Here is a 23,887-nt window from a genome sequence, read left to right as displayed (position 1 = left end):
ATGGAATTAGTAGAAATTAGACAGGAATTAGAGAAAATGGCTAAGCGATTAGCGGCTTTTAGGGGGTCTCTTTGACCTCCCTACTAAGGAGAAACAAATTGCAGAATTAGAAGAGAAAATGATGGGCGCAGGATTTTGGGATGACCAACAAGGCGCACAAGCTGTAATTAATGAAGCGAATGCGTTAAAAGATATGGTTGGAAAGTTCCGTCAGTTAGATGAGACGTTCGAAAATTTAGAAATCACGCATGAGCTTTTAAAAGAAGAGTATGATGAAGATTTACATGAGGAATTAGAATCAGAAGTAAAAGGCTTAATTCAAGAAATGAATGAGTATGAGCTTCAGTTACTATTAAGTGATCCTTATGATAAAAATAATGCGATTTTAGAATTACATCCAGGTGCAGGTGGAACTGAGTCACAAGACTGGGGTTCTATGCTATTACGTATGTACACACGCTGGGCTGAAAAACGCGGATTCAAAGTAGAAACGGTTGACTATTTACCAGGTGATGAAGCTGGTATTAAGAGTGTAACTTTATTAATTAAAGGTCATAACGCTTACGGTTACTTAAAAGCAGAGAAAGGTGTACATCGTCTTGTACGTATTTCACCATTCGATTCTTCAGGGCGTCGTCATACATCATTCGTATCTTGTGAAGTTGTACCAGAGTTCAATGATGAAGTTGAAATCGAAGTACGTACAGAAGATTTAAAAATTGATACGTACCGAGCAAGTGGAGCTGGTGGACAGCACGTAAATACGACAGATTCAGCAGTTCGTATTACACATACACCGACAAATACGGTTGTAACATGTCAGTCGGAGCGCTCTCAAATTAAAAACCGTGAGCATGCGATGAAAATGTTAAAAGCGAAATTATATCAAAAGAAACTAGAAGAGCAACAAGCAGAATTAGATGAAATTCGCGGAGAGCAAAAAGAAATCGGATGGGGTAGCCAAATCCGTTCTTACGTATTCCACCCGTATTCTCTTGTAAAAGACCATCGTACAAATACGGAGGTTGGTAACGTACAAGCTGTTATGGATGGAGAGATTGATCCATTTATTGATGCTTACTTACGTTCTCGCATCTAATAAGCGAAAAAAAGCCAACGAAATTGTTGGCGCATGCTGAGGACAATAGAGGATATAAAGAATTTGATTTTATTTTTATAGATGAAGTAAAGAGGAAGAGAAGTTGGAAACGACAACTTCTCTTTTTGATGGGATTATATGTAGATTACAATGCTGTATATTGTTTTGTAAAAAGTAGAGAATAGTAAAATAGAGCGGTAATATGGTAAAGATTTATATAGAACTTTCTAATTTTCCTTTTAAAAAGGATGCTTTATAGGAGTTTTTTAAGTTGTTCACAGAATTGAAACAACTTATGAAAGCATTATTTTATCAAGGTTCTCACTGTATTTTTGAGGAATATGAAATACACCTTAGTTTTTCTATATAAAGATAATGCTTATAATGAAAATGAGTGTGTTAGGAATAAAAAGAATATCAACAATGGGGAGCGATAGAAGTGAAAAAGAAATTGTTGGCTATTGCGCTAGGGACATCGGTTGTTTTTGCTTTAGGAGCATGCGGAAATAAAGAAGAGAGTAAGTCTTCGAAACAGTCTGCAAGCACAGACAGCGCAGAACAAATTTTCCAAAGAAGTTGTGCGGGATGTCACGCAACAGATTTATCAGGGGCAACTGGACCTGATTTAAGAAAAGTAGGCGGTAAGTACGACGCTGCAGATATCGAAGAGATTATTAAAAAAGGCCGCGGTTCAATGTCACCAGGACTTATTCAAGGTGAAGATGCGAAAAAAGTGTCTGAATGGTTAGCTGAACATAAATAAAAAAGGTGAAATGGACGAGTTGATAATATAGTCAACTCGTTTTCCTTTTTTCTGGTATGTAACATAACTGTAACAAAAATGTATCCAAATTGGAAACCGTTTGATGTTACAATGGGGTTTGTAGAATTTTGCTGAAATATATTACATAGAGTGGTATTGCTTATGAGAAAGCATAAGTAAACTATCTTCAACAAGGATGACTAAATGAAAATGAAGGATGTCTTTTGTTTTCAGATGTACAGAAAAGTATTTCGAAAAAAATCATTAAGTATTGGGTGATAAATAATGATAAAAATGACGAATGTTTATAAGGAGTACCCGAATGGTATGAAAGCCATTGCTGGTCTTACAGTTAACATTAAACAAGGTGAATTCGTATACGTAGTTGGACCGAGTGGAGCCGGAAAATCTACATTTATTAAAATGATGTATCGTGAAGAGAAACCATCTACAGGATCTATTAATGTAAATGGACTTACTATTGAAACATTGGCAGAAAGAGATGTTCCGTATTTCCGTCGTCAATTAGGCGTGATTTTCCAAGATTTCAAATTGCTACCTAAATTAACGGTATATGAGAATGTTTCGTTTGCTTTAGAAGTAATTGAAGAAGAACCGGATGCAATTCGTGAGCGTGTAACAGAAGTTCTAGGTCTTGTAGGCCTTGAAGATCGTGCAGACGCACTTCCAAGTGAGCTTTCGGGCGGGGAGCAACAACGTGTGGCTATTGCAAGAGCAATTGTAAATAGACCAAAGGTTGTAATTGCCGATGAGCCAACAGGTAACTTAGATATTGAAACAGCTCTTGATATTATGAATATTTTTACTCGCATTAATGAGCGCGGCACAACGATTGTTATGGCGACGCATAATGCAGATATCGTAAATACAATCCGTCATCGTGTAATCGCGATTGAAGGCGGAAAAATTGTTCGAGATGAGATTGAGGGAGGATACGGATATGAAGGCTAAGACCCTTAGTCGACATTTGCGAGAAGGTGTAAAGAATCTATCACGTAACGGATGGATGACATTTGCTTCTGTTAGTGCAGTAACAGTTACATTATTACTTGTAGGTGTCTTTTTAACAGCGATTATGAATATGAACCATTTTGCGACGAAAGTAGAGCAAGATGTAGAGATTCGTGTACACATTGATCCAGCTGCAAAAGAAGCGGATCAAAAGAAATTAGAAGAAGATATGAGTAAGATTGCAAAAGTAGATTCTATTAAATATTCTTCTAAAGAAGAAGAGTTAAAACGTTTAATTAAAAGCTTAGGTGATAGTGGAAAAACGTTTGAGTTATTTGAACAAGATAACCCACTTAAAAACGTATTCGTTGTAAAAGCGAAAGAACCAACCGATACAGCGACAATCGCGAAGAAGGTTGAAAAAATGCAGTTTGTTAGTAATGTTCAGTACGGAAAAGGGCAAGTTGAACGATTATTTGATACTGTAAAAACTGGTCGTAACATTGGGATTGCGTTAATTGCTGGTCTTTTATTCACAGCGATGTTCTTAATCTCTAATACAATTAAAATTACAATTTATGCTCGTAGTACAGAAATTGAAATTATGAAACTTGTTGGTGCAACAAACTGGTTTATTCGTTGGCCATTCTTGCTAGAGGGATTATTCTTAGGAGTATTAGGATCAATTATTCCAATTGGCCTAATTCTAATTACGTATAATTCGTTGCAAGGTGTGTTTAATGAAAAACTTGGCGGAACAATTTTCGAGCTTCTACCATACAGTCCATTCGTATTCCAATTAGCTGGTTTACTAGTGTTAATCGGTGCTTTAATCGGTATGTGGGGAAGTGTAATGTCAATTCGTCGCTTCTTAAAAGTATAAAAAGTTGCAAACATAATTCGTACAAGCTTATCATATAGTAGAAATAGGTAAAGGCATCACACACTGTGTGATGCCTTTTGCTACACCACCTGTGTGTTTTGGAAAGGGGAATTCCGCATTGAAACGTAGAGTTGCAATTATTGGAATGGTTGTTGCATTTTTAATTGGTGCTGGCGGAATGTTTGCAGGCATGTCTGTATTTGGGGTTAACCCATCAGAAGTAACGCAAACAATTTCGAGTGGGAATGCTAGCACTGCGCAAGGGAATTTGGCAAAAATTAATGAGGCGTATGCACTAATTGATTCACGTTATGTGGAAGACGTGAAAGATGAAAAGTTAGTTGAAGGTGCAATACAAGGTATGTTGTCTACGCTGAAGGACCCTTATTCCACGTATATGGATAAAGAAACAGCCAAACAGTTTAGTGAATCGCTTGATCCCGAATTAGAGGGGATTGGGGCTGAGGTGAACAAGACGGACGGTAAGCTTATTATCGTATCGCCAATTAAAGGTTCACCAGCAGAAAAGATAGGAATTAAACCGAATGACCAAATTTTATCTGTAGATGGAAACAGTGTGAAAGACTTATCACGTGAAGAAGCAGTATTAAAAATTCGTGGTAAAAAGGGAACGACTGTCGCAATTGAAATTAAACGTGCGGGAGTAACTGATCCGATTGTATTTAAAATTAAGCGTGAAAAGATTCCGATCTTTACAGTGTTTAGTTCTGTGAAGCAAGAGAGCGGAAAAGATATCGGTTATATGCAAATCACTTCTTTTGCTGAAAATACAGCGAAAGAATTTAAGGATCAGTTAAAAGAGTTAGAGAAGAAAAATATAAAAGGCTTAGTTATTGACGTGCGTGGTAATCCTGGTGGCTACTTAAATAGTGTAGAAGATATACTAGGGGAAATTATGACGAATAAAAAGCCGATGCTACAAGTAGAGCAGCGAAATGGTGAGAAGAAGAAATTCTCTACGGAACTGAAAGAGAGAAAACCATATCCAATTTCAGTATTAATTGATAATGGAAGTGCTTCTGCTTCAGAGATTTTAGCGGGTGCGTTAAAAGAAGGAGAAGGATACGATTTAATTGGTGAAAAGACATTTGGTAAAGGTACTGTCCAGCAAGCTGTTCCATTTAAAGACGGCAGCAACATTAAATTAACGATGTTTAAATGGTTAACACCGGATGGGAACTGGATTCATAAAAAAGGAATCGCGCCAACAGTAGAAGTGAAGCAACCAAATTATTATCATTCGACACCAATTCAAATTGAAAAAACACTTTCATACAATTCAAATGATGTACAAGTAAAACATGCTCAGGAAATGCTTAAGAGCTTAGGTTATGTACCAGGTCGTGAAGATGGATACTTTAGTAAAGAGACAGAATCGGCTCTGAAAGCATTCCAAAATGCAAATGAAATGGAAGCGACAGGACAGCTTGATAAAAAGACAGCTGAAGCGATTCAAACTAAAATTATCGAAAAAATCCGTTCTGGAGAAAATGATCTACAATTACAGTCAGCATTAAAATTAATGGCAAAATAAGAAGAAATACAGGCAGTTTGCTGCCTGTATTTTTTTGTGTTAAACAAACGTTTGTTTAGTTATGATAATATAAAAAGAAAGAATGATATAAATGGTGGTGAATGAGTTCATGGAGGCATGGATTTTTGAAATAATGCGGGCAGTTGGACGTTTTTTCTTACACCCTGCTGTCTATATATTTGTAATAAGTAGTATCTTCGTTGGATACTTACGTATGTTAAGAGAACGAAAAGATTTTTCTTTTAGAGTTTATGATATTTGGTTTGAACTGCGAACCTCTCTATTTGCAGGGATTGGATACGGATTAGTAGTATCTATTATTACGATTGGGCTTGGACTTGTTGTTTCTAAAGCAAGCTTATGGGCTATTTTAATTTGGACGTTACTATTTGGATTAACGGCTATGTATCGATATTTATCGGCGGCTTATACATTTAGCATTGCGATCGTATGTGTTCTATTATCTTCTAAGCTACCAGTTTCCTTTTTACAGCTTCGAGAAGGTGAAGAGAGTACCATTGTATCCCTTGTTATTTTACTAGGCGTTATGCTTATTGTAGAAGGCTTATTGATTTCTAAAAATGCAGTAGGATATTCGACGCCGAGGATTAGGCAGGGGAAGCGTGGATTAAAGATTGGTTTACACAAATCAAAGCGTTTATGGATCGTTCCTATTTTTATTCTTGTACCGGGTGATGCGGTAACGCAGTTTATTTCATGGTGGCCTGTCGTTTCAATAGGTTCAAATACATATTCTCTATTCCTCGTTCCATTTTTAATTGGATTTATGAGAAATATTAAAAGTTATGAGCCGACGGAAGCTTTATTATTTACAGGAAGACGTGTTTATGGGTTAGCAGGACTTGTGCTCGTTTTAGGAATCGCAAGTTACTGGTGGCACGTACTTGCAATTATCGCGATGGGAGTCGCTATGCTTGGGCGTTTCACAATTTCGATGCAAGAAAAAATTGCCGATGAAACAAGACCAGCGTATTTTGCTGCACGCAATGATGGGCTCGTTGTACTAGATACAATTCCAAATACAATTGGAGCAGAGCTGAAATTACTGCCTGGAGAAATTATTACGAAAGTAAATGGAGTCATTCCAAAAAGCGCCGAGGAATTTTATGATGCGCTTCAAACGAAGACGACAGGAGCATTTTGTAAATTAGAAGTATTAGATACAAATGGTGAGCTTCGTCTTGCACAAACTGCATTATATGCTGGTGGACATCACGAATTAGGTATTGTATTCGTTGAACAGGAGCATGAGTGGGATTCGGAAGCGATGTAATAGAAGGAATGGTATCACCTTGTGGTGGTACCTTTTTTGTTTTTGGGGATGGGAGAGTAGTTAGTAAATGAAGTTTATATCGGCGATTTTGCAAATATATCAGCGCAACTCGAAATATATCGGCGATTATTCGAATATATCGACTTTCCAGCAAAAAACGACAACTATCGCAAAGCTTATTTTCAGTTTCATAGACGGATAACTTGAATAATTATTTGATAATGGTTATCATTTAGGGAGTCTTTTTAATTTTGGAAAATGGAGGTAAGATATGCTGCGTAAATTTTTCTCGTACTATAAACCGTATAAAGGTTTATTTATACTCGACTTTTCTTGTGCGGTTGTCGCAGGATTATTAGAACTCGGCTTCCCGCTTATCGTAAATCAATTTATTGATAAGTTATTGCCAGGGCAAAACTGGACGCTTATTTTATGGGCTTGTTTCGGTTTACTCGCAGTTTATATGTTAAATGCAGGCTTACAATATGTCGTTACATATTGGGGACATATGCTTGGTGTTAACATTGAAACAGATATGAGGCAGAAATTATTTGATCATATTCAAAAGCTATCATTCAGATTTTTTGATAATAATAAAACAGGTCATTTAATTTCACGCCTTACAAACGATTTAATGGAAATTGGAGAAATTGCTCACCATGGACCAGAAGATTTATTTATCGCCGTAATGACTTTAGTTGGGGCATTCTCATTTATGATGATGATCAACTGGAAGTTAGCGTTATTAACGTTCTTCGTCATTCCATTCCTATTATGGTTAGCGCTGTACTTCAATAAAAAAATGACAGGTACATTTAGACGTTTATTCTCAGATGTTGCTGATTTCAATGCATGTATTGAGAACAACGTTGGTGGTATTCGCGTTGTACAAGCATTCGGAAATGAAAAGTTTGAGAAAGAGCAATTTGCTGTGAACAACGCTCGTTTCCGTACAACGAAATTAATGGCGTATAAAATTATGGCGTTAAATTCGTCGATTAGTTATATGCTCATGCGTCTCGTAACGCTCTTCGTCTTAATATGCGGTACATGGTTTGTTCTGCAAGGGGAATTAACGTACGGTGGATTTATCGGATTCGTTCTATTAACGAATATTTTCTTCCGCCCAATTGAAAAAATTAACGCGGTAATCGAAAGCTATCCGAAAGGAATCGCCGGTTTTAAAAGATATGTAGAGCTTCTTGAAACAGAGCCTGACATTGTAGACTCTAAAGATGCAATGGAAGTGAAGCATGTACACGGTGATATTCAATATAACAACATTACGTTTGGATATGAAAACAAAGAACCGATTTTAAATGACATTAGTTTGAAAATACATGCAGGTGAAACAGTTGCGTTCGTTGGACCATCAGGAGCTGGGAAAACGACGTTATGTAGCCTATTGCCACGTTTTTATGAGCAATCATCTGGATCGATTCAAATTGATGGAATTGATACGAAAGATATGACATTATCTTCACTTCGTAAGCAAATTGGAATTGTGCAGCAAGATGTGTTCTTATTCTCAGGAACAATTCGTGAAAATATCGCTTACGGAAATTTAAAAGCATCAGAAGCTGAAATTTGGCAGGCAGTAAAACGTGCGCAGTTAGAAGATTTAATTTACTCACAGCCGGACGGTCTAGATACTGTTATCGGTGAGCGCGGCGTGAAACTTTCAGGTGGACAAAAGCAGCGTCTAGCTATTGCGCGTATGTTCTTGAAAAACCCTCCAATTTTAATATTGGATGAAGCAACTTCTGCATTAGATACAGAGACAGAACTTGCGATTCAAAAATCGCTTGCGGAGCTATCTGTTGGCCGTACAACATTAGTTATCGCTCACAGACTTGCAACGATTAAAAATGCAGATCGCATCGTCGTTGTAAATAAAGATGGTATTGCAGAACAAGGTTCACATAATGAATTAATTGAGCAAGGCGGAGGATACAGTAGGTTATACGAAGCTCAGTTTAGTTCGTAAATATAATTTGTACTGAATTAGTGCACCATAAGTATGTAAAAATCTCATATGGGAGGCTGTACAGTATGATTGTAACAACAACTTCTACAATTCAAGGGAAAGAGATTATTGATTATGTCGATATCGTGAATGGAGAAGCGATTATGGGTGCAAATATCGTTCGTGATCTTTTCGCTTCTGTCCGTGATGTTGTCGGTGGTCGCTCAGGCGCTTACGAAAGCAAATTGAAAGAAGCACGTGACATCGCAATGGAAGAGATGAAAACTCTTGCAAGACAAAAAAATGCGAATGCCATCGTTGGTATCGACGTGGATTACGAAGTAGTTCGCGAAGGGATGCTAATGGTTGCTGTGAGCGGGACTGCTGTCCGTATCTAAAGTGAGAAGCCGTGCTGATGTGAAGTGACCCCTAAAAGTTAGACACGGTTATTTCATTAGGCAGCTTGATAAAAATGAGTCCGGTATTGCACCGGGCTCATTTTTAATTTTGCCTTTATCCGTTTTGTATTGTAATAATCTATATATTTTTCTAATTCTATTTTGAAGTGCTCTACACTTTCAAACTCTTTTATGTAGAGAAACTCAGACTTCATGATTCCAAAGAAATTCTCCATTACTGCGTTGTCATAACAGTTGCCTTTACGAGACATACTTTGTACGATACCTCTTTTTTGTAATGCGTGACGGTATTGTTTCATTTGATAATGCCACCCTTGATCTGAATGCATCATTAGTTGGTGATTTTCAGGTAAACCTTCTAATGCTGTCTCTAACATTTCTGAAACAAGTGAATACGTCGGTCTAGAGCCAATTGTATAGGTAATGATTTCACCATTATACAAGTCTAATACAGGTGATAAATAAAGTTTCTCACCGAATAATTTAAATTCTGTAATATCGGTTACCCATTTTTCATTTGGCGTATCTGCCGTAAATTTACGCTCTAAAATATGAGGTGCAATTTTACCAACTGTTCCTTTATAAGATTTATATTTTTTCATACGTACAAGACATTTTAAACCTAACTCTTTCATAATTCGTTGCACTTTTTTATGATTCACTATTTGATTACGATTGGCTAACTCATTACGAATACGACGATATCCATAACGACCTTCGTGTTCATCATAAATCGCTTTAATTTCTACTTTTAAATCGGCATCTGGATCGATTCTATCCATTTGTTTTACATAAAAATAATAGGTGCTTCGAGGGATATCCGCTAACTTTACTAATTCTTTCACTTGAAACTCATGCCTTAATTCATAGACTACTTGTGCCTTGTCTTGTTTGGTGATTTTTCCTTGTTTTGAACTAAGGCATTCAACTTTTTTAAATACGCATTTTCCATACGTAAGCGTTCTAATTCAGCTTGTAACGCTTCAACTGAACCTTCTGCCGGAATCTTTTTAGTATCATGTTTTGTGTTTTTATTTTTCATGGATGGACGCCCCTTTTTCTTTGGTTCAAGGGCATCTAAGCCACCTACTTCAAATTGCTTCTTCCATTGATAAACCGTTGTAAAAGAAGGAACCATGAATATAGCCGCTGTATCCATTAACGATATACCCGATTGAGCCATAAAATTTAGTACGTCTAGTTTAAACTCTGCGGTGTAATTTGTATAGACCTCGTGTAAACCTTCTTCTCCATGGAGTTCGTATAAGCGTAACCAGTATTGAAATTGTGCCTTTGTAATATGCATCTGTTTTGCATATTCTGCTTGAGAAATTATTTTCGGATTAAATCCTTGAACGAGCGTTGACTTTAAATCCTTCGTAAATTTTGTCATACAAAAAACTGCACCTCCAATTGTTAGACTGTGTCTAACAATTGGGGTGCAGTTCAATGCACGGCTTTTTGTATTCTATGTCGAAGATTCAATATTTCTTGGGAAATGCGGAAGGTCCCGTCGATATATAGGGAAGACATTAGAGTGCTTCTTTACATTTCCGGATTTTAACTAATAATGTTTCGTATTCTTGTTCGAGAGATGAGATATCATTGTGATGATTTGGTATGGAATTTCGGCCGATGACTTCTGTTAATTTTGTTTGTAATCGTAACAACTCTTGCTCAGTAACGTTTACAGAATCTCCGGTGGTTCTTTTTGTGTATTGCTCGTAATTACCGTGGAATACTCTAGGTTCACTCTCATCTACTTGTAGAATATGGTCTGCAACAGAGCGAATAAAGGCACGGTCATGGCTAATGAAAAGTATTGTGCCAGGATATTCTTGTAACATGGTTTCTAATTCTTCTTGCGTTGCTAAGTCTAAATAGTTTGTCGGTTCATCTAGCAGAAGCATATTATAGTTTCCTAAAAATACTTTTGCGAGTGCAACCTTCATTCGTTCACCCCCGCTTAGAACGTGCACAGGTTTATGAACATCCTCACGGCGGAATAGAAGTCGTGCAAGTATTGTGCGAACGAATGCTTCTGTATAGTTTGTTTCTTCTAGAACATTTTCTAAAATGGTTTTATCTGTTTTTAAAATAGATAATGTTTGTTCGAAGTATCCAATTTTACAACTTTTCGATAGCTGCATGCCACGCTCGTTTGTGAGAAGCATGTTGAACAAAGTGGTTTTGCCGCTTCCATTTGCCCCTAAAACGGCAAGCTTTGCACCAGGGGCAATAGTTCCATTCATATTTTTAAATAGTATACGGTCGCCTATTTTCTTTGTTGCTTTATTGAATTGTACTGCCACCTTACTATGAATGGGTGTATGGTATTGCACGTCAAATTGAGCTTGAGAAAGATCCTTTGGCTTTTCCTTCTTTTCTAGTTTTTCGAGACGTGTCTCTAATGCTTTCGCTGCTTTACTAACCTGTTCTTGGCCATGAGCCCCACTTAACCTATAAAGTCTAGATTCAGATGAACTGAACCGTGTTGGGATTTTTTCCATGTTAGAAGCACGTTGCTTTCTTTGTAGAATGGACTGTTCTAAACGATTTTTTTCTTGTATATATTGCTCATATTCTGCTTGTTTTTGTATTCGTTCACGTTCTTTTTGTTTTCGATAGTTTGAATAATTACCTTTGTACTCTTGAATAATACCGTCTTCAATTTCAATAATTTTGGTACATATATTATCTAGAAATTCACGGTCATGCGATATTAAAACAAGTGCCCCTTTATAAGATGAAAGTGCCTTTTCTAATTGCTCTGTACCGACCATATCTAAGTGGCTTGTTGGTTCATCAGCGAATAAAATGCCTGCATTTTGTTCGAGAGCATGCGCAATCTTTAGTCGCATTCGTTCACCGCCGCTCATTGCGTCGGTAACGTTTGAAATACTCCATTTTCCTTTTGCGAGAGAAGAAGCGGTTTCCGGTAGTTCTTCGCTGAGCTGAAGAATGATGGCGATAGAACTATGATGAGTTACTATGCCTCTGTCAGCTTCTATTTCTTTACTTAATATTTGCAATAACGTAGATTTACCAGCTCCGTTGACTCCGACAATTCCTATGCGATCCTGTGCTTGAATTTCCAGTGATGGTAATGTAAATAGTGTGCGATCACCAAAGCTCTTTTCAATATTACGTGCGAATAAAATAGTCATAAAAAAACCTCCCTAGTTTCACTAGAGAGGATAAACGTCGCCCTTGTATGTAAAAAATCGTACATAAATAAACGATTTTTTACATGATCGTTTCGAAAGAAAGTATCGACAAATGGACAGACTAATCCCCTGCTAGTTTTCATCATTTTTGTTCACTATTTGTGATGGATGAAATAAATAAGAGAATTAGAACTTCATTGGTCAAAGTACCTTCCTTTCATAATATTACTTTTATTGTATGCGCATACAAAAGGGTTTGTCAAACTTATTTCTGTTCGCTATTTTTAAATTTATTATTATACAATTGTGCTTTTGCCAGCGCCTCAGCATCGTTTTTAATTTCATCCAGTCCATTCGCATCTCCAATAACATAACCTTCAAATGAAGAACCAACAAAATCAAAGATATATTGGAATTGAGCAATAAGCGGTAATGCTTTTAGCTTTGGATTATCCCCGCCAACGATGACAACATACATTTTTTTGCCTTTCATTTTTTCTTTGAAATGAAGAGATGTATCGCGCAAGCTTTGTGACCAGCGATCAACAAAGTTTTTCATATGTCCACTCATTCCGTACCAATATAATGGTGTAGCAAAGATAATCGTGTCATGCTCTAGCATGCGTTTGGTTAACTGCTCATAGTCATCATTTACGGATTGGAATCCTTCTGCATCATGACGTTGGTCTGTAATAGGATAGACGGTATGATCACGCAAATAAATTTGTTCTGTTTCAATGTCCTCTATCATCATATGTGTTAAAGCTTCTGTATTTCCGTTTTGTCTTGAACTGCCATGTATAACAAACATGTAATCATTCCTTTTCTTTTGCTTGTTTTAGGAGTGAAACGTGTTTTTGCAAATTCGCTTGGATGTTGGAAAGTAATGTGATTTGCTTTGTTACTTCATTGAGTTTATCTTCGTAAAGCGTAAGGATACTGCTACACGGATTGTCGTACAGGTGCGGTTCAATTTCAAGGCAGCGCAGCATCCTTGCCGTCTCTTCTAAATTTAAGCCAATTTGTAAGTACATTTGAATAAGCTCCACTTTTTCGATGGCACTTTCATCAAAATCACGGTAACCATTTGCGAGGCGCTTAGAAGGGAGTAAGCCCTTTTCTTCGTAATGTCTTAGTGATCTTTCACTAACGCCAGTTTCTTTTGATAATTCTCCAATTCGCAATGCGTTTCACTCCTTCTACATGTATTGTAAACCTTCACACTAATGTGAGGGTCAACTCTGTTTTTTCGCAAAAGAATCTACATGATTTAAGAACACTTGAATGGCTTTAGATGGAATGAAATATTTACCGCGTACGATGGAAAACGGACGGATTAGTTGTTCATTTGGAACTTCGACGTGGAATAGTTCTTTTGCTAGTAGCTCTTTCCGTACAGTCCAATCAGAAAGTATAGCGATGCCAAGACCGGCACTAACAGCTTCCTTTACACTTTGGATACTACTGAATGTAAAGAATCGTTTCATTTTTAAATGGTGTTGATGAATAAAGCGGTCACTATAAGCGCGTGTACCAGAACCACTTTCTCTTAGTACCCATACTTGATCTTGGAGTGTGCTTTCATTTATTTCCTTTGTGCGGAGTAGTGGATGATTTGGCGGAACGACGAGCTTCATTTCATCTTGCATAAATGTTTCAACGTTAACATCAGCGTATACGACTTGCCCTTCCACTAAGCCGATATCAATTTGATTAGAGCGAAGACTTTGCAAAACTTCTTCTGTATTTGAGATAAAGGTATGCACTTCGACGCGTGGATTTTCATTCGCATAGTTAGCGAGTATTTTTGGAAGTAAGTATTCGCCAATTGTAAAACTAGCACCGATGCGAAGTGTTCCTGTTACAACGTTATGTAGTTCATTAATTTCTTGCTTAGCATCTTCGTAAAGAGAGAGCATTTGCTTTGCATGAATATATAATATATTTCCAGCTTCCGTGACTTGGACATGTTTCGGAGATCGCTGAATGAGTGTAGTTCCAAATTCGTTTTCTAAGTTGCGTATATGCATACTTACGCCAGGCTGTGAAAGATTTAATAATTCCGCTGCACGAGAGAAGTGTTTCTGTTCAACGACAGTAACAAAAATTTTTAAAATGTCTACGTTCATTTGCAAAGCTCCTTTCGTTTTTCTTTCATCTTATCATAAGTATTTCTGATGATAGAGATTTGGTATTGGTATTAAACTTATTATAGAAACTCTCTTATAATGTAAGTAGAAAGAACATGCATGTTCCAATACGATTATTGGGGTGGTACAAGGTGGAACAAACACTTGTTATACAAAAGAAGAAGGGCTTTGGATTTTCGCAAGGAATTGGGATTACATTATTAATCGCAATTGCCGCGAAATATTTAGCAGAGCTTCCATTTTTAAATATTATGGGACAATTAGTAATTGCTATTCTAATTGGGATGGTTTGGCGCGCTGCAATTGGAGTTCCTCATGATGCGATTGCAGGAACGAACTTTGCGAGCAAGAAGTTACTGCGCTTTGGGATCATCTTACTTGGAATGCGATTAAATCTTGTTGATATTGCGAAGGCGGGGCCGAAAGTATTGGTCATCGCGGCGGTTGTTATTACATTTACTATTTTTGTTGTATACGGACTAACGAAAGTATTTAAAGTAGAAAAGAAACTTGGGATTTTAACAGCATGCGGTACGGCAATTTGCGGCGCGGCCGCGGTTGTGGCAATTGCACCGCAAGTGAAAGCAAAAGATGACGAAACAGCAGTTGGAGCGGCGATCATTGCAATTTTAGGTACAATATTTACGCTTATTTATACGTTATTATATCCAGTGCTTGGCCTATCTCCATACGGATATGGAGTGTTCTCAGGGGCGACACTGCATGAAATTGCTCACGTAATTGCGGCTGCGGCGCCAGGAGGAAGCACGGCTGTAGATATCGCAGTTATCGTGAAACTAACGCGCGTTGCAATGCTTGTACCAGTAGCGATTTTAATCGGATTATGGTTTGGTAAGAGTGAAGGTAGCGAGGGAAAAAGATCATGGCGCGAACTTCCAATACCATGGTTCATTTTCGGGTTCTTAGCGATGAGTGCAGTGCATTCGCTCGGGATTATTCCAGAAGTTGTTGCGGGATACATTGTTGTTCTTGCTTACATGCTTATCGCAATGGCGATGGCAGGGCTCGGTTTAAATGTAGAGTTTAAAACGTTCCGTAAATTAGGAAGTAAAGCATTTGTGGCGGGGCTGATTGGCTCGGTTTGCTTATCGGTTCTTGGATACGTTCTTGTATATGCGTTAGGATTTATGTAGTAGAGGAGAAAGCTGTTCCCGAAGGTATTTGGGGACAGCTTTTTCTTATGATTATAGTAGCGCTACGGATGTCGATATATTTGGAAAATCGCCGATATAAATGGAGTTGCGTTGATATATTTGGGAAATCGCCGATATATTTCAAGTTGCACTGATATATTTAGAAAATCGCTGATATAAATTGAATTACTCTTGTACTTTGTTAGAGTAGATGTTCAATGAAACATTTTTCTAAAATTTGTAAAGATATCTTTACTTATAACTGGAAAATATTTATAATTTAAGTAAAGATATCTTTATTTTTGAAGGTGGATCCTATGGGTGTGAAAAATAAAATAAAAGAGTTAAGAAAGCAAAATCATATAACACAAGTTGAAATGGCAAAGGTGATGCAGGTGACGCGGCAGACGATAGTGGCGATTGAAAATCATCATTACAATCCGAGTCTAGAGTTATCTTTAAAAATTGCCAAATATTTTGGAGTGAAGGTGGAGGAAATATTTACGCTGGAGTAAGGAGAAAGAAAATAAATGATAAGCTTGAGAGATTTCAATTAGAGTAAACGTTTAAATATATAAGGATTGGTTTTGATTTATTAATTAGTATCGCATCAACGAGCGTGTTAGCAACAAGGAATAATAGATAGAAAAAGGGGAACTGGGATGGGATTACCGGTGTTATGTGTCGCTACAGCTATATTTTCGCTTCTTTGGGGAATGCAAAACTTTTCTCGTAATCCAGTGCCGAGTATTTGTATTATGATTGGTACTGTAGGTTTATCGTATTATTTATTATTATTAGCCCATTATCATAAAACGGCAACGAGTGTTGTTGTTGGAGCACTTATTTTATTTTGTGGGCGCGCCATACAAAAGGGGTTATTTCCATAAAAGCTGTTTATACATTTTGTATAAACAGCTTTTTGTATTTTTTTTACAAAAAGCTTGAAAGTTACGTAACGTCATCTTTTATAATGAAAGGGAAGAGGTGATGGTAGTGATTTCAATACAAGAATTGACGAGAGAAACAGGGGTTACAGTACGTACACTACGTTATTATGATCAAATAGATTTATTAAAGCCGAGCGGAAAAACAGAGGGTGGACATCGGTTATATAGTGAAAATGACGTTATTCGTTTGCAACAAATTTTATTTTTAAAAGAAATGGGATTTTCATTAAAAGAAACTGCGAATATGTTAGTAAAAGGTGAGCTGGATTTAAAAAATTCGCTTGAAAAACAACTTCGGTTTGTACAGGAAGAACAAAAGAAATTTAATCGAATGGAGAGTGTTTTACAAGCAGTTGTTTATTCGGTAGATGTGGAGGGAGAACTCGATTGGAAAGTTATGTTTGAACTGATTCAGCTTTCGAAGCAGTCTCCTCGTATACGTGAAATATTTCAAAATGAAGTATTTTCAAAGGAAGAACAAAAATTGCTTCATAATTTACCAAACATGAGTAAGGAAGATCCGAATGTTTTAGAATGGGTAGATTTATTAAAGCAATTACGCACTTTTATGAAAGACGGTAAAGAAGCTGCTAGTGATGAGGTACAAGGGGCAATGAAGAGATTAATGCAGAAGTGTTTAGAAATGGCCAATGGTGATGAAGCGTTTTTAGATAAGTTATGGGAAGTTAGAAAATCGAAGGAAGATTCACAGAAAATGAGCATGTATCCAATTGAAGAAGAACTTTTAGTGTATATGGATGAGGCTTTTCGTATTTATGATGAAAGGGAGAAGGATAAATGAGCATACTCGCAGAATATCGTTGGTATTTTTTAATTGGGGCAGAAATTGTATTTTGGTTATCAGCTATCGGTTTCTTTTTACTTCGCTACGGATTCCGTTTGAAAAAGGCGAGTTTTATTATGGGAATTGTACTCCTCGTAAATGAAGTGTTTATTTTAACTTTAGGAGTAGTGGACTATTATCAAACAGGAAAGTTCTCTAACTTTCAAATTATTACTGTAATTATTTTATTGTATGCAGTTTTCTACGGGAAAAAGGATTTGAAGAAGCTTGATATATTTGCACAAAAATCAGTTGCGAAATGGCGTAATGAACCGGCGCCTATTATTGAAGAACAGGTAGAATTAATAGGCATGGCCTATGCAAAGCAGGAAATAAAAAATTGGGTATTACATCTTGTTTTATTCGTTGGTGTGCACATATTCTTTTTCTTCGCGTATGGATTTATTCCATTTGAACAATGGGGTAATTGGTTAGAATCGGGAATCGTTTTAAATAAAGCTGCAAGTCGCGTGAGCCAAGTGTGGGCGATTGTATTTTTAGTTGATACAGCAATTTCATTTTCATATGTGATTTTTCCGAAGAAGGAGAAAGGAAAAGAAAAGCTACTTTCATAGTTGAAAGTAGCTTTTCTGGTATACAAATAATTTTTATAGGAGAGGATGACAATAGAAAAAAGAATCAGCTGTATATGTCTATTTCTCTTTAGTTTAGTAGCATGTTCACCATCTAGCACTACAATTGATAAGAAGAATGATGTCATTGTAAAGGGAGTAGGAACTTCCAATCTAGATAAATTCGAACAGTTCGTTATGAACGTTGATCAAGGGGAAGTTGATAAAATAAGAATTGTACAGTATACCGATGAAGGTGACCCGGTTTTTCAAACGTTAGAGCATAGTGGGGAAGATATCCTTTATGTGTTAGATAGTAGACAAGACAAGTTTGCTGGTGACCATAAAGGATTACATAAAGATAGTTATAAAAGTATTGTTAAAGAGCAGCGCGAATCAGAAAGTACTTATCGGTTAACAGATTGTACGAATGAAGATGGACGCAATGGATATGACTTATTATATGTATCAAAAAAATAGAGTTAGTAGAGGAAGGAAGTATTTACTCCTTCCTTTTTCTATGTGTATATTGTCGAAAACTTTACCGAATATCTGTTCGTTTTTTTAGGTTTTTTATAGGTATTCGTGGTAAAATAATAATACAGATTTTTATGAGGAGGTCGGATTTTCTTGGAACGTCAATTTGAAATTGTCTCAGCGTATTCCCCGCAAGGTGATCAGCCGGTAGCTATAGAGAAGCTTGTAGAGGGAATTAATAGTGGAAAGAAAAAGCAAGTGTTGCTTGGAGCAACAGGAACGGGTAAGACATTTACGATTTCAAATGTCATTAAAGAAGTGCAAAAGCCAACACTTGTTATGGCTCATAATAAAACGTTAGCAGGGCAGTTATATAGTGAGTTGAAAGACTTTTTCCCGAATAATGCAGTTGAATATTTTGTTAGTTACTACGATTATTATCAGCCAGAAGCGTATGTACCACAAACAGATACGTTTATTGAAAAAGATGCGCAGATTAATGATGAAATTGATAAATTGCGTCACTCGGCAACGTCTGCATTATTTGAACGGGACGATGTAATTATTGTTGCGAGTGTTTCTTGTATATATGGCTTAGGTTCTCCAGAAGAATACCGCGAGCTAGTTGTTTCGCTTCGAGTTGGTATGGAAAAAGACCGTAATCAATTGCTTCGTGAACTTGTTGATGTACAGTATGGACGTAATGATATTGATTTCAAGCGTGGTACATTCCGTGTGCGAGGAGATGTAGTTGAAATCTTCCCGGCATCACTTGATGAGCATTGTATTCGAATCGAATTTTTCGGTGATGAAATAGATCGTATTCGTGAAGTAAATGCGTTAACAGGTGAAGTATTAGCAGAACGTGAGCATGTAGCAATCTTCCCAGCATCTCACTTCGTTACACGTGAAGAAAAGATGAAGGTCGCTATTGAAAATATCGAAAAAGAATTAGAAGAGCGTTTAAAGGAATTAAATGAAAACGGCAAGTTGTTAGAAGCGCAGCGTATAGAACAGCGTACACGTTATGATTTAGAAATGATGCGCGAGATGGGATTTTGTTCAGGTATTGAAAACTACTCCCGTCATTTAACACTTCGTCCAGCGGGGGCAACGCCGTATACGCTATTAGACTATTTCCCGAAAGATTTCTTAATCGTTATGGATGAATCGCACGTATCAGTACCGCAAGTAAGAGCGATGTATAACGGGGACCAAGCGCGTAAGCAAGTGCTTGTGGATCATGGATTCCGTCTGCCGTCAGCTTTAGATAATAGACCGCTCACATTCGATGAGTTTGAAGAGAAAACGAATCAAGTTATTTATGTTTCAGCAACGCCAGGACCGTATGAGTTAGAGCAGTCGCCAGAAGTAATAGAACAAATTATTCGTCCAACAGGGCTTTTAGATCCACCAATTGATATACGACCAATTGAAGGGCAAATTGACGATTTATTAGGAGAGATTCAAGATCGTATTGCAAAAAATGAACGTGTATTAATTACGACTTTAACGAAGAAAATGTCAGAGGATTTAACGGATTACTTAAAAGATGTAGGAATTAAAGTTACCTATCTTCACTCTGAAATTAAAACGTTAGAACGTATTGAAATTATCCGCGATCTTCGCCTCGGTAAATTTGATGTACTTGTCGGCATTAACTTATTGCGAGAAGGATTAGATATTCCGGAAGTATCACTTGTAGCTATTTTAGATGCTGATAAGGAAGGGTTCTTGCGTTCAGAACGTTCATTAATTCAAACAATCGGTCGTGCCGCGCGTAATGAAAACGGCCGCGTTATTATGTATGCAGATCGTATAACGAAATCTATGGGAATTGCGATTGAAGAAACGAAGCGTCGTCGTAGTATACAAGAAGCTTACAATGAAGAGCATGGTATTACGCCGAAAACGATTCAAAAAGGCGTTCGTGATGTTATCCGTGCAACGACAGCTGCTGAAGAGATAGAAACATACGAAGCAACTCCTGCTAAGAAAATGACGAAAAAAGAGCGCGAAAAGACAATTGCGAAGATGGAAGCAGAGATGAAAGAAGCAGCAAAAGCGTTAGACTTCGAGCGTGCAGCTGAACTAAGAGATTTACTATTAGAATTAAAAGCGGAAGGGTGAAAAAAGTGAGTAAGAGCAAGGATTTTATCGTTGTAAAAGGTGCTAGAGCACATAACTTAAAAAATATTGATGTAACCATTCCGAGAAATCAGCTTGTCGTTGTAACGGGATTGTCTGGTTCGGGGAAATCATCATTAGCATTTGATACGATTTATGCAGAAGGGCAGCGCAGATACGTAGAATCGTTATCTGCGTATGCGCGCCAGTTTTTAGGACAAATGGATAAGCCGGATGTGGACACGATTGAAGGATTGTCACCAGCAATTTCAATCGATCAAAAAACGACGAGTCGTAACCCACGTTCAACTGTCGGAACGGTAACGGAGATTTATGATTACTTACGTTTATTATTTGCACGAATTGGTACGCCAATTTGTCCGAATCATGGCATTGAAATTACGTCACAAACAGTAGAGCAGATGGTAGACCGCGTTCTTGAATATCCTGAACGTACGAAATTACAAGTGTTAGCGCCTATCGTTTCTGGGCGTAAAGGTGCGCATGTAAAAGTACTTGAAGATATTAAGAAGCAAGGATATGTTCGTGTTCGCGTTGACGGTGAAATGCTTGATGTATCTGAAGATATTGCGTTAGATAAAAACAAGAAGCATTCCATTGAAGTTGTAATTGACCGTATTGTTGTAAAAGAAGGAATCGCAAGCCGTCTTGCTGATTCACTTGAAAGTGCATTAAAGCTTGGCGGGGGACGAGTGTTAATCGATGTTATGGGAGAAGAGGAACTTCTGTTTAGCGAACATCACGCTTGTCCGCATTGTGGTTTTTCAATTGGAGAATTAGAGCCGCGTATGTTCTCATTCAATAGTCCGTTCGGAGCATGTCCTTCTTGTGATGGACTTGGTTCAAAGCTAGAGGTAGATTTAGAGCTTGTTATTCCTAACTGGGATTTATCATTAAATGAACATGCGATTGCGCCTTGGGAACCAACAAGTTCACAATATTACCCACAACTTTTACAATCTGTATGTAATCATTACGGCGTTGATATGGATGTGCCTGTAAAAAATATACCGAAAGATTTATTTGATAAAGTGTTGTACGGAAGCGGGGAAGAGAAAGTTTATTTCCGCTATGTAAATGAATTTGGTCAAGTAAAGGAAAATGAGATTTTATTTGAAGGTGTTATTCCAAACATTGAACGTCGTTATCGTGAAACGAGTTCCGATTACATTCGTGAGCAAATGGAAAAGTATATGGCAGAACAAGCTTGTCCAAAGTGTAAAGGTGGACGCTTAAAGCCTGAGAGTTTAGCTGTATTTGTTGGCAATAAAACGATTGCTGACGTAACGAAGTATTCAGTTCAAGAAGTACAAGAATTCTTCTCGAATGTAGAGCTAACGGAGAAGCAACAAAAAATAGCTCATTTAATTTTAAGAGAAATTCAGGAGCGCGTTGGGTTCTTAGTGAACGTTGGTTTAGATTATTTAACGTTAAGTCGTGCCGCAGGAACTTTATCAGGTGGTGAGGCGCAGCGTATTCGTTTAGCGACGCAAATTGGTTCTCGTCTAACTGGCGTACTTTATATTCTTGATGAGCCTTCAATTGGTTTACACCAGCGTGATAACGATCGTCTTATTCGTACATTGCAAGAAATGCGCGATTTAGGTAATACGTTAATCGTTGTTGAACATGATGAAGATACGATGATGGCTGCTGACTATTTACTTGATATAGGGCCTGGTGCAGGTATTCACGGTGGACAGGTCGTTTCAGCGGGGACGCCGGCTGAAGTTATGCAAGATGAGAATTCATTAACAGGGAAGTATTTAAGTGGTAAAGAGTTTATTCCAGTTCCACTTGAAAGACGTAAAGGTGATGGACGTAAAGTAGAGATTGTCGGCGCAAAAGAGAATAACTTAAAGAATGCGAAAATGTCATTCCCACTCGGTACGTTTGTAGCGGTAACAGGGGTATCTGGTTCTGGTAAAAGTACGATGATTAATGAAGTACTATATAAATCGCTAGCTCAAAAGTTATATAAAGCGAAAGCGAAGCCAGGTACTCATAAAGAGATTAAAGGTCTTGAACATTTAGATAAGGTAATTGATATTGATCAATCACCAATTGGTCGTACACCACGTTCTAATCCAGCGACGTACACAGGTGTATTCGATGATATTCGTGATGTGTTTGCACAAACGAATGAAGCGAAAGTGCGCGGATATCAAAAAGGACGTTTCAGCTTTAATGTAAAAGGTGGCCGTTGTGAAGCGTGCCGTGGTGATGGAATTATTAAAATCGAAATGCATTTCCTACCAGATGTGTATGTTCCGTGTGAAGTTTGTCATGGTAAACGATATAATCGTGAAACGTTAGAAGTGAAATATAAAGATAAGAATATTTCTGAAGTGTTAGGGATGACAATTGAAGATGGAGTAGAATTCTTCGCCAATATTCCTAAAATTAAGCGTAAACTTCAAACGCTTGTAGATGTTGGGCTTGGTTATATGAAATTAGGTCAACCAGCAACAACATTATCTGGTGGGGAAGCACAGCGTGTGAAATTAGCTTCTGAATTACACCGTCGTTCTACAGGTCGTACGTTATACATTTTAGATGAGCCAACGACTGGTTTGCATGCGCATGATATTGCACGTCTTCTAGAAGTGCTGCAACGTCTGGTTGAGAGCGGTGAGACGGTACTTGTAATTGAACATAATTTAGATGTAATTAAAACAGCTGATTATATCGTTGACCTTGGACCAGAGGGCGGAGATAAAGGTGGACAAATCGTTGCTTCAGGAACGCCAGAGCAAGTAGTGAAAGAAGAACGCTCATACACAGGTAAGTATTTAAAAGAGATTTTAAATCGTGATAAAGCAAGAATGAAAGAGAAAATAAAAGAAGTAGAGTTATCGCAATAAGTTTATTGATGAAAACCGAGTGGAAATGACGCTCGGTTTTTATTGTATAGGGGGAGAAGATGGAGTTTTTAGAGGTGTTAAGGAAGAAACATATGAAGGTAAGAGAGTTTCAAAGTTGGGGTGTATATTTTCGAAAGCGCTGGGAGGATCACTTTGCAAATCATTTAAGTGATAAAGAAAAAGAAGATATTTTTCTTTATGGAGATAGGTATGCATGTGGTTATCTATGGCACATATTTAGTTATGAGAAAAAGAAGTGTTTAGAGGGTAAAGAAGCGGAAAACGCGTTTCATAATGAAGTGAAAAAGGATTGCTACATTTTCTATCAACACTGTGATGAGGTACTGTTAATAAAGGATGCGAGTTTGTTACATATGGATGATATATTGTGTGAGACAGACGATGCGTATAAAGGTGAAATCTATATCGTAGATAAAGATTTCACTTGGACCTTTGTAAAAACTCATGAACATAGGTGGTGTGGTCCTTATTTTGCGAGGAAGTGTTAGTAGGTATACAAGCATGAAAGATAGAATAAGTTGATATAAGTGTTTGTATCATACTTGCGTTTATTATCTATTAGCGTATGATGAAATATATATGTTTAAAA

22 protein-coding genes are annotated in these 23,887 nt (G+C 37.4%); 17 read left to right on the top strand and 5 right to left on the bottom strand.

The window, feature by feature from the left end; translation table 11 throughout:
* The 8 genes from prfB (at nt 1) to BC_RS25830 (ending at nt 8,930) form a co-directional block, all read left to right on the top strand.
* Nucleotides 1–1,099 (top strand): peptide chain release factor 2 gene (gene prfB, locus BC_RS25865; RefSeq protein WP_096001716.1). Its coding sequence is split into 2 segments (ribosomal slippage): nt 1–72 and nt 74–1,099, totalling 1,098 coding nucleotides; the frame shifts between segments, so codons are not numbered across the junction.
* A 439-nt stretch (nt 1,100–1,538) separates the two neighbouring features.
* On the top strand, nt 1,539–1,862 hold the full coding sequence (cccB, locus tag BC_RS25860) for a cytochrome c551 (RefSeq protein WP_000727971.1): 324 nt from the start codon (nt 1,539–1,541) through the stop codon (nt 1,860–1,862).
* 285 nt (nt 1,863–2,147) lie between these two features.
* Complete coding sequence (ftsE, locus tag BC_RS25855; protein WP_000594321.1) at nt 2,148–2,834, top strand: cell division ATP-binding protein FtsE; 687 nt, start codon at nt 2,148–2,150, stop codon at nt 2,832–2,834.
* Nucleotides 2,824–3,717 (top strand): permease-like cell division protein FtsX, encoded by an 894-nt coding sequence (gene ftsX, locus BC_RS25850; protein ID WP_000645027.1) that lies wholly within the window; start codon nt 2,824–2,826, stop codon nt 3,715–3,717. Before ftsE ends, ftsX begins: the two co-directional genes overlap by 11 nt.
* A 70-nt stretch (nt 3,718–3,787) precedes the next feature.
* On the top strand, nt 3,788–5,272 hold the full coding sequence (locus BC_RS25845) for a S41 family peptidase (protein ID WP_002042002.1): 1,485 nt from the start codon (nt 3,788–3,790) through the stop codon (nt 5,270–5,272).
* A gap of 109 nt (nt 5,273–5,381) precedes the next feature.
* Nucleotides 5,382–6,566, top strand: a complete 1,185-nt coding sequence (locus BC_RS25840; RefSeq protein ID WP_000388621.1) for a PDZ domain-containing protein — start codon at nt 5,382–5,384, stop codon at nt 6,564–6,566.
* A 271-nt stretch (nt 6,567–6,837) separates the two neighbouring features.
* Nucleotides 6,838–8,553 (top strand): ABC transporter ATP-binding protein, encoded by a 1,716-nt coding sequence (locus BC_RS25835; protein ID WP_000944620.1) that lies wholly within the window; start codon nt 6,838–6,840, stop codon nt 8,551–8,553.
* 65 nt (nt 8,554–8,618) lie between these two features.
* Nucleotides 8,619–8,930: a YbjQ family protein gene (locus tag BC_RS25830; protein WP_000637521.1), complete on the top strand. Its 312-nt coding sequence runs from the start codon at nt 8,619–8,621 to the stop codon at nt 8,928–8,930.
* 56 nt (nt 8,931–8,986) lie between these two features.
* On the opposite strand, the gene BC_RS25825 is transcribed toward BC_RS25830, so the two are convergent.
* The 5 genes from BC_RS25825 to BC_RS25805 all read right to left on the bottom strand — a co-directional run bounded on the left by BC_RS25825 (nt 8,987) and on the right by BC_RS25805 (nt 14,247).
* Nucleotides 8,987–10,344 (bottom strand): IS3-like element ISBce18 family transposase gene (locus BC_RS25825; protein ID WP_113732219.1). Its coding sequence is split into 2 segments (ribosomal slippage): nt 8,987–9,888 and nt 9,888–10,344, totalling 1,359 coding nucleotides; the frame shifts between segments, so codons are not numbered across the junction.
* A 139-nt stretch (nt 10,345–10,483) separates the two neighbouring features.
* Nucleotides 10,484–12,118, bottom strand: a complete 1,635-nt coding sequence (gene abc-f, locus BC_RS25820) for a ribosomal protection-like ABC-F family protein (protein ID WP_000153757.1) — start codon at nt 12,116–12,118, stop codon at nt 10,484–10,486.
* Nucleotides 12,119–12,383: 265 nt separating this feature from the next.
* A complete protein-coding gene (locus tag BC_RS25815) occupies nt 12,384–12,929 on the bottom strand; it encodes a flavodoxin family protein (protein WP_000497611.1) in 546 nt (181 codons plus the stop codon).
* A gap of 4 nt (nt 12,930–12,933) precedes the next feature.
* A complete protein-coding gene (locus BC_RS25810) occupies nt 12,934–13,302 on the bottom strand; it encodes a MerR family transcriptional regulator (RefSeq protein WP_001219204.1) in 369 nt (122 codons plus the stop codon).
* 51 nt (nt 13,303–13,353) lie between these two features.
* Nucleotides 13,354–14,247 carry a LysR family transcriptional regulator gene (locus BC_RS25805; protein ID WP_001100009.1) on the bottom strand — a complete coding sequence of 298 codons (894 nt, stop codon included), beginning with the start codon at nt 14,245–14,247 and terminating at the stop codon, nt 13,354–13,356.
* Nucleotides 14,248–14,399: 152 nt separating this feature from the next.
* Here BC_RS25805 and BC_RS25800 point away from each other — a divergent pair, with 152 nt between their 5' ends.
* From BC_RS25800 to BC_RS25760, 9 genes are all read left to right on the top strand, one after another.
* Entirely contained in the window at nt 14,400–15,422 is a 1,023-nt protein-coding gene (locus tag BC_RS25800) for a YeiH family protein (protein ID WP_000438415.1), read from the top strand.
* Between the two features lie 317 nt (nt 15,423–15,739).
* Entirely contained in the window at nt 15,740–15,937 is a 198-nt protein-coding gene (locus tag BC_RS25795) for a helix-turn-helix transcriptional regulator (protein WP_000538370.1), read from the top strand.
* A gap of 147 nt (nt 15,938–16,084) precedes the next feature.
* Nucleotides 16,085–16,312 (top strand): hypothetical protein, encoded by a 228-nt coding sequence (locus tag BC_RS25790; protein ID WP_000524139.1) that lies wholly within the window; start codon nt 16,085–16,087, stop codon nt 16,310–16,312.
* A 100-nt stretch (nt 16,313–16,412) separates the two neighbouring features.
* Nucleotides 16,413–17,174: a MerR family transcriptional regulator gene (locus tag BC_RS25785; protein ID WP_000260344.1), complete on the top strand. Its 762-nt coding sequence runs from the start codon at nt 16,413–16,415 to the stop codon at nt 17,172–17,174.
* On the top strand, nt 17,171–17,791 hold the full coding sequence (locus BC_RS25780; protein WP_000025210.1) for a hypothetical protein: 621 nt from the start codon (nt 17,171–17,173) through the stop codon (nt 17,789–17,791). The genes BC_RS25785 and BC_RS25780 overlap by 4 nt, the downstream gene beginning before the upstream one ends.
* Nucleotides 17,792–17,836: 45 nt before the next feature.
* A complete protein-coding gene (locus BC_RS25775) occupies nt 17,837–18,268 on the top strand; it encodes a DUF4362 domain-containing protein (protein ID WP_000151272.1) in 432 nt (143 codons plus the stop codon).
* Between the two features lie 150 nt (nt 18,269–18,418).
* Entirely contained in the window at nt 18,419–20,395 is a 1,977-nt protein-coding gene (gene uvrB, locus BC_RS25770; protein WP_000441064.1) for an excinuclease ABC subunit B, read from the top strand.
* Nucleotides 20,396–20,400: 5 nt separating this feature from the next.
* The gene (gene uvrA, locus BC_RS25765; RefSeq protein ID WP_000045572.1) at nt 20,401–23,277 is read left to right on the top strand and encodes an excinuclease ABC subunit UvrA; all 2,877 of its coding nucleotides are present in this window, start codon (nt 20,401–20,403) and stop codon (nt 23,275–23,277) included.
* A gap of 59 nt (nt 23,278–23,336) precedes the next feature.
* Nucleotides 23,337–23,786, top strand: a complete 450-nt coding sequence (locus BC_RS25760; RefSeq protein ID WP_000394739.1) for a DUF4275 family protein — start codon at nt 23,337–23,339, stop codon at nt 23,784–23,786.
* Nucleotides 23,787–23,887: the final 101 nt, after the last annotated feature.

Source organism: Bacillus cereus ATCC 14579, assembly GCF_000007825.1.
In the GTDB taxonomy this organism is placed as follows: domain Bacteria; phylum Bacillota; class Bacilli; order Bacillales; family Bacillaceae_G; genus Bacillus_A; species Bacillus_A cereus.
Note: the sequence above shows the minus strand (reverse complement) of the source record. Positions and strands in the feature narration are given on the sequence as shown.